The organism is Verrucomicrobiota bacterium (assembly GCA_039192515.1).
Lineage (GTDB): Bacteria > Verrucomicrobiota > Verrucomicrobiia > Methylacidiphilales > JBCCWR01 > JBCCWR01.
The window spans coordinates 39,933-47,878 of the sequence record JBCCXA010000026.1 but is presented as its reverse complement, the minus strand read 5'-3'; the positions used below and the strand labels follow the sequence as shown (position 1 = coordinate 47,878).

The 7,946-nt window shown below is 43.4% G+C and carries 5 protein-coding genes; all 5 read left to right on the top strand.

Annotation, left to right across the window (positions count from 1 at the left end; translation table 11 throughout):
* Positions 1-2,822 (top strand): sulfatase-like hydrolase/transferase (locus AAGA18_11700; protein ID MEM9446000.1); only part of this gene is annotated, 2,822 nt, incomplete at its 5' end.
* A 352-nt stretch (positions 2,823-3,174) separates the two neighbouring features.
* Entirely contained in the window at positions 3,175-3,735 is a 561-nt protein-coding gene (locus tag AAGA18_11695) for a sigma-70 family RNA polymerase sigma factor (protein ID MEM9445999.1), read from the top strand.
* Positions 3,732-5,129, top strand: coding sequence for a FecR family protein (locus tag AAGA18_11690; protein MEM9445998.1), 1,398 nt, complete (start codon positions 3,732-3,734; stop codon positions 5,127-5,129). Before AAGA18_11695 ends, AAGA18_11690 begins: the two co-directional genes overlap by 4 nt.
* Positions 5,130-5,164: 35 nt before the next feature.
* Positions 5,165-5,809: a hypothetical protein gene (locus AAGA18_11685; protein ID MEM9445997.1), complete on the top strand. Its 645-nt coding sequence runs from the start codon at positions 5,165-5,167 to the stop codon at positions 5,807-5,809.
* Between the two features lie 250 nt (positions 5,810-6,059).
* Entirely contained in the window at positions 6,060-7,550 is a 1,491-nt protein-coding gene (locus AAGA18_11680) for a hypothetical protein (GenBank protein MEM9445996.1), read from the top strand.
* Positions 7,551-7,946 lie beyond the last annotated feature (396 nt).

Here is a 7,946-nt window from a genome sequence, read left to right as displayed (position 1 = left end):
GCAGCGCCGTGATAGGCGGTTCTCTTTCGGGTTACGTTCATCGGGTCGGCTTTTATGCAGTCCTTGGAGACGGCTCGGCAAATGGTGCGGGCGGTCCTTTGTTGATGGATAACTTACAGATTACTTCTAAAAGACCCAATATCCTCTGTTTGGTGAGTGAAGATAACGGACCTTTTCTTGGTTGTTATGGGGATACGGTTGCACGAACACCAACTATTGACCAGTTAGCCCAAGAAGGTATTCGCTTCACCAATGCATTTGCCAATGCTCCTGTGTGTGCGGTTGCCCGGTTTTCTCTTATCACCGGCACCCATGGCACTCAGTTTGCGGGCCCTGGCCAGATGCGTAACCAGCAAGCTGATTTTCCTTCATGGCTTCGTTACTGGCCAGAGTATTTGCGTCAAGCCGGATATTACACCACCAATAACCGTAAGACCGACTATAATCCTACTATCCAAGAGCTTGCCGATGCTGCGTGGGATAAAAATAACAGCTCAGCGAAATGGTCAGCCAGAAGCGATGGCCAGCCCTTTTTCGCTGTCTACAACCAAAACAATACCCACGAACGTAAACACTTTCTCGATGGCTTAGATGAGGATGGGTTCCCAGACATCACCGATGATCCTCTCAACATAGCTACGGTGACCGATCCCGATTCAGTTGTCTTGCCGCCGATCCACCCGGATACCTTTATTTCTCGTATCACCTGGGCCCATGTCCACGATACCATCGAGGACACAGATAAATGGGTCCAACGAAAAATCCGCGAGTTGGAGGACGCAGGTTTGTTGGAAGACACCATCATCTTCTACTACAGTGATCATGGAGGCCCCTTACCCGGAGGCAAACGCCATGTCAATGATTTTGGCCTACGGGTGCCCCTGATTGTTCGTATTCCCGAGAATTGGAGTCACTTGTTTAATCTTGCTCGTGGCAGTGTGGTTGATGAACCGGTGAGTTTTCTAGACCTTCCGACAACCATGTTGGCCTTGGCTGGGGAGTCCATCCCAACTCATCTGCAGGGACGTATTGCCTTCGGAGTAAACAAAGAGAGTGCGATGGCCTACATTCCTTTTTACAGAAACCGCATGGATGAGCGTATTGCCTTAGCGCGTGGGGTGCACAATGATCGCTATCGATACGTGCGTAACTACCTGCCAGAGTTTCCTGTGGGCCGACGCATGGAATATCGCAGCAGAGGCTCTCTGGCAAAAGAGTGGGCTGCTTTGTATGCCAAAAATAGTCTTACAGAAACTCAAGGAGATTTTTATCAAACACCTGGTTATGAAGAACTCTATGATTTTCAAATAGACCCTTGGGAAACCAACAATCTCATTGATGACCCAACCTATGCTGCCCTTCTCCAAGAGATGCGAGCGGCAACCGATAGCTTTATTCTAGATAACCGAGATACCGGCTTTATTCCCGAAGGAAGCTCAAGCTATAGTTATATCAATGCTTCCTCAGAAAGCACTTACCCACTGCAATCTCAGATCCTTGACCTAGCCAACAAGGCCGCTTCAGGAGATGTGAGTTTTCTATCCGAGTTGACCACCGCTCTAGGAGATAGCAATTACATCGTGCGCTTCTGGGGTGCTATGGGATGCGCCCATCTGGGAATGGAGGCTCTACCAGCAGCTATGGCGCTGGAAAACCAGCTTAGCGATGTAGAACCCTGTGTGGCCACTGCAGCGGCTTATGCACTTTGTAGAATGGGGCAAACCACTAACGCGCTCACGTTATTAAACAACCAGATTCTTACCGAGGTCGGCTTCAACTTGCTATTTGCCTTGGAAATTGCCGACAGGATTGATGATCTGGCCTTTGCTCTATTGCCAAGCATCCAAGCTTCTCAAGGGGCAGGTGTTTCCAACAATGACGTTGCCTCTCTGCTGGACTTCCTGGTTGACAAACTCACCTCTGGGCCAAGGCAAAGCCCTTACCTCGGTGTCGTTGGCAGTATTCCCGGTCGCATTGAAGCCGAAGATTTTGACCAAGGACTCCAGTATTGGGCTTACGCTGATCAAGACCAAGGCAATACCGATACCGGAACAAACTATCGTCCCGGAACTGAAGGTGATGTGGATATCCTAGAAAGTGCCCCTGGGGAATACCGGGTGAGCAAGACTCGAAACGGCGAGTTTCTCGAATATTCAGTCAATGTGCAAGCCGGGGTCTATGATGTGATCCTTTATGCTGCTAGCGGTGATCCCCATCCCGGAAGTCTTGGCCTGAAGATAAATGGTCACTCATTAGGGGTGCTCGATATTGCTAATACGGGCACCTGGAACGATTTGCAGGCTTTCACTCTAGAGAATGTTACACTTGAAGGTGGAAACAATCATTACCTTAGGCTCGAGATCATTGATGGTCATTTCGATATGGATGCCATGGAGTTTGTTGCCCAGGGTGTCAGCAATAACTATGCAGAATGGATTGCCGGTTTCCCTGGTGTCGGTTTGTTTACAGGGATCAATGACGATCCCGATGGTGATGGATATAACAACGGTTTAGAGAATTACTTTGGAACTGATCCAAGTGTGTCGTCGGGTCGCATTGTATGTTGCACGATGGTAGATAGCGACACTTTCTCTTTCACACATCCTGAGAGTACTAATCCAGCCAGTAACATCAATTTGGTTTACAGCTGGTCGAAGGATTTGCAAACTTTCTACTCCAGTGGTCTAGCAGAAAGCGGTGGCACTTTAGTGACCATCCATGCTGAAAAAAACACGCCCTCGCCAGGCATTACGACCGTGACAGCAAATAGCTCCGGAACACTTACAAGTAGGCTTTTTGTTCGTTTAGAGATAGAGCAGTAAATACTAAGTTCCAGTTTCTATAAATCTTGCATCTTGATGCTAGGAACTCTATCCAATCGATTTTTAAGAATCTAAATAAATTCCATATTTACTATACAAAAAGCATTAAAAACATTAATTGATGCTTTAGATAATTCTTAATTTGATTAATAAAAGTAGATCTATTGTTGCTATATACTCTTAGTGAATCAGTAATAAACAAGCTTGCTAATGCTAGGAAAATGGCAAACGCGCTAAGTAAAGCATCTTAACAAAGCTTGACGATAGAAATGGATGATTTAATTATAAGGAATTAATCAGAGTATGAAGATTTCTGTAAGGATTTTCTTTTTCAGGCAAATACGTACTAGGAATGGCTGATTCTAAGCAATTCGAGAATATTGAAGCTAAGCGAGAATATTTGCTTATGGAAACCATGAAATGGTCACATGCGCTAACTGCTAACGCCTATGGTATTTTACGCGACTGGGCTCTAGCAGAGGATGCCTTTCAAGAGACTCTTATTGAGGTAAGCCGCAAAGCGAGTGAATTCGAAGAAGGTCGTGCGGTGTTACCCTGGGTGCGCCAAATCATTAAATTTAAGTCTCTAAACATATATCGGAAGCACAGCCGTGAGCAGACCGGTACCGAAGAGCGGCTTATCGATCTCGTCGATAGCACTCTTGGAAATTATTTGCAAGAGACTCCGCTTTCAACTCTAAACCAAAAAAAAGCCGCTTTGGAAGCCTGTCTTTCCAGGCTCGATAAAAGAATGCGTGATTTGCTTTTGTCTTTTTATGCAGACGGTGATCGCTGTGAAGTTCTTGCTCAGCGAATGCAAAAGACTGTGAACGCTATATATGTCATCCTTAATCGCCTGCGCGTCAAACTAAGGCAATGTATCACAAGTTATATGAGAGGAGTTGTTCAATGAACCAACCTCAATCAGAATGGGTAATCAGATATCTTGAAGGTAACCTCGATGAAGAATCAAAGGCAGAACTCGCCAATGCACTGGAAGAAAACCCCCACTTTGCTGAAGGCTTTGCTGAGGAGTTAGTGGAGGTCAGCTTGATGGTCCAAGCATGCTCCCGTTTGAAAAGTCTTGAGCCTCAAAGTCAGTATCCAATCAATCAATTAAGTGGACCACCAAGACGAGCAAGGCTTACTCATCATCTCCAGCGCTATCGCCAACAGAACCAACAATCTCCCGTTTTAATCGGCTTGGTAGCCGTACTTGTCATATCATTGAGTTTGGCGGTTTTCTTTAGATTTCAAAAAAATCAAGCGAAACCGATTGTTGAAAATAGCTCACCTCAGGCAGTTGAAGCGCCTGCACTGGCGCGTCTAAGTGTAGAGAAAGGATCCTTGGTCTCCTGGACTAGGGGTGGCACCCCTCTCGACCCATTAAGTTCTCAAAAAGCTAAGGCTGGAGATCAGATTAAGGTGCTCAATGGTTTTGCTAACTTAACTTATCTGTCTGACGAAACGACTCTTCATTTAAAAGCTGGCAGCATCTTAAAATTGTTGGCCCCCGCCCCAGGCAAGATGGTTCACTTTTCAGCTGGAGAGCTCACTGCAAATGTAGCTCCACAAGCGAACGGTCGGCCTTTCAAAGTTCAAACAGGAAATGCCCTCATTGAAGTTCTCGGAACTATTTTTTCGATTCGTTCCGAAAAAAATTCAACAAATGTAAATGTCCTTGAAGGATCAGTGGGTGTTCAAAGGCTATCCGATCAAACGTCTGTTCATTTAGAACAAGGCGACTATACGACTGTTAGAAAAACAGGAGAGTTAACTTCATGGCAATTGGCTCTAGGTGTCAATTTCAATGGTGATGCTTGTGTCATAGATGGAAACCAGTGGTGGTCTCAAAAGCAGGCAGAGCGTAACGGAATGATTGTTGAAGTAAATACCGAAATTAGAGGTTTTGATTCTGTAGTTACTCCGCTGGACGTTGAACCTGGAAGTAGTCTAGAACAAATGCTCATGTGTAATATCACTGCTAAAGACAGAAGGAAAAAAGATCTAGGTGGTGTCATATCCCTTCGCCAACCCCTTCCTAATGGCCGCTACCAAATTTTTCTTTGGAGCATGGCCAACAGCACATTTGGATTGGATTACGCTCGTTCTATAAACTTACAAGTAGAAGACAAGCTTGTGGAGACTGGAATGGAGGCTGATCTTCCTCACAGAGCATGGAAAAAGTATGGTCCTTATGAAGTTCTTGTGGCAGACGGCAGATTAGATCTTTCACTCGAAGCGGACAAGACACTCATGCTATGGGAACCGCATATATCAGGCATGGCAATCTTTAAGGCCAACTAACGCTTACCAAAATATTGCCCCATGCCCCCCAGTTGATGAGCATCAAAGTTACCTTTCAACTTCTGGCTATCACTTTTGCTCTGCTGAATTTTGCTGCGGCTTCTAATCAGGCAGGTTTCATTTTATTTGAAGCAGAGGAAACCACGCGAAGCAAAGGAAGATGGAAATTAAAAACCGATATCCAAGGGTACACGGGAGCCGGATATCTCGAATTCACAGGTAATTCGCCTATTAGCGGGAAAGCAAGTTCGCCGATCACATTTGATTTCACCATCGAAAAAGCAGGCCTATATTACCTCCATCTTTATTGCGCCAGAGAATCCATTACCGAGAAAGGGAAAGTCAGGCATGACCTAGCTAATGACTGCTATGTCCGGGTAAAAGGTGATTTTGATGCAGGACCTAATAAAGGAGACGCTCCACTAGATATGCTAAAAGAAGATACTAAGTTTTTTGGTGGAAATGATAAAGAATTTGCTTGGGTTTCCGGTGGCCGTCTTGACCAAGGACATAAAAAATTTAATGCCGTTTACAATTTTAAAGAGGGCAAATCCTATACTTTAACCGTTTCTGGGCGCTCTCAGTTATTCAAACTAGATAAAATTGTTTTTCGCCACGAAGACACTCCCAAAAATCTATTCGAGGGAGGTAAAAAAAAGAAAAAGAAGAAGAAAAAGTAACCTAATCTCGATAGTATAATAGAGTTTACGATAAGTGGGTAGACTTATTAAGTCTCTATTACAATATTCGGACATAAGCAACTTGTTTTGATTTGTTTCTTACTATTACAATCTCCTTCAACCCCAACCATTAAGACAAAAATAGCATCACAAATATCAGAATAATATTTTTCCATACTATTCATAAAATAGTGATTGCCTTTTTTTAGATTTTCTATATTTTTGTTATAACTACTAAAGAAAGGTCTATGTGAGATTAACACAGCTATTTTCACCTACTAATCAATCACTTATATTCGTATTAGCTATCACAATTAATACTATTCAAGCTCAAAGTTATCAATTTGAGGAATCGGGAGGTCTTGTCATCATGGAGGCTGAAAGTACCCCCTCACCTTATGGTTTATGGATCCTTAATACCACTACAGACCCTAAAAATATCACAGGAGAAGGATCATTAGAATATGCTAATGGAGAACCCGTTGGCTACAATGGTCCTATGAGCCCATTGGAATATACGTTCAAGATCAATCAAGCCGGCATTTACTTCCTCCACCTTCATTGCGCCAAATTAGATCAGGAAGTAGATGGAATACCAAGGGTCGACGTCGCAAATGATTGTTTTGTTCGTATGGAAGGCGATTATGAAGCGAGAAACCCCGATCCTGAGGATGTTTTTGAGGTAGTGAATGGTAAAAAAGTCTATGATCCTAAGTTCGACCAAAATGATGCGCCTCTAACCATGTTGCGCGATAATACCAAGTTCTTTGGAGGTAGACATAAGAAGTTTGCATGGTCATCTGGAGTTACACTAGATCCAGGAGGCCACAAAAATAAGCGAGCTTGTGTCTACAGGTTCAAAGAAGGCGAGGTCTACAAGTTGGTGGTTCACGGTCGCTCAGGCGACTTTAAAATTAACCGTATTATGTTGCGACTTAGTAGCATAGATCGAAAAGTAGCCGAAAACCTCAATAACCCTGAAACATTAGGTCAGCCTATTGGACCCGTTATTAATTCCCTTAGCATCACAAACATTGACGATTATGATAATTTCACTGATGACATCGTCATCAATACTGACCTTGCCGGAACGGCTGATCTCCACATCCGCGCCAACACTACGCCCGCTCAGGATTTTGGCAAAGTTGTCTTTGAACTTACTGGCGCCACCACTTCAACATGGACTGACAAAAGCTATACATGGGATTTTAAAGCCAGGAAGCGCATTCCAGAGGGCCAATTCAGCTATGGTGAACACACCCTTACTGTAACCCCTTATGATACAGAAAATATAGCAGGAACTCCATTCATCGTGAATATAGACGTGCAAAAAGGTGCTTCCAAGAGTCCGTATGAACTCTGGGAAGAAAATAATGATTTACCTCGAAATTCCGCTAACTTAGACACAGATAATGACGGTCATACCAATAAATATGAATTCCTCTTTGGTCTTGACCCCAATAACCCGCTTAACCCGAGGCGATATACTCATTACATCAACGAAGACGGTTATCTGACAATAAATTATACCCGCCGCCGGAATGAATCCATAACCTATACTGTTGAAATCTCCCAGGATCTCACTCAAGATTCTTGGAAGCCCTTGGCTGATGAGGATTATGCAATCACTAACGGTCCTACAGTTAACAGTGATGGAACTGAAACGCTTAGTCTCACTTATGAGACCGCCATAAAAGATATTGTAGATAGACTATTCATTAATATCAAAGCGTCGGAATAAAAATCAGAACCTTCATAACTTTAAGCATTACACATGATGTACGGTTCTAGTTTTTTGATTTAAGCAGGGTTCATGCAATAGGGATTGAAAGAGAAACCTAAAAACTTGAACCACAGGGCAAAGAAAAAGGTGTATTAAAAAGTCATGCCTCTAAGTGACTCGAGGATTCTTCAGGCCAAGATCTTTGAGTCTCTATGGCACCCTTCGGTTTTTAAGCATCAAAAAACAGTTAAAAAGAAAAGTATTTCCACTTGCATTCAAAATTCTGCTGGCCCTCACCTTCTTCTTTTTTACCTCCAACAAATCAGTCAAAATAAAGCAATTTAACTAATATAGTCCTAGAGCCACTATGCTTAGTATTATTAAAGTGGTAATTGCTTTTTTTAAAATTTTCTG

What these genes read in the sequence shown, in the direction of transcription:
- AAGA18_11695 (MEM9445999.1), top strand. Translation starts at nt 3,175, where the DNA reads ATGGCTGATTCTAAGCAATTCGAGAATATTGAAGCTAAGCGAGAATAT.
- AAGA18_11690 (MEM9445998.1), top strand. Translation starts at nt 3,732, where the DNA reads ATGAACCAACCTCAATCAGAATGGGTAATCAGATATCTTGAAGGTAAC.
- AAGA18_11685 (MEM9445997.1), top strand. Translation starts at nt 5,165, where the DNA reads ATGAGCATCAAAGTTACCTTTCAACTTCTGGCTATCACTTTTGCTCTG.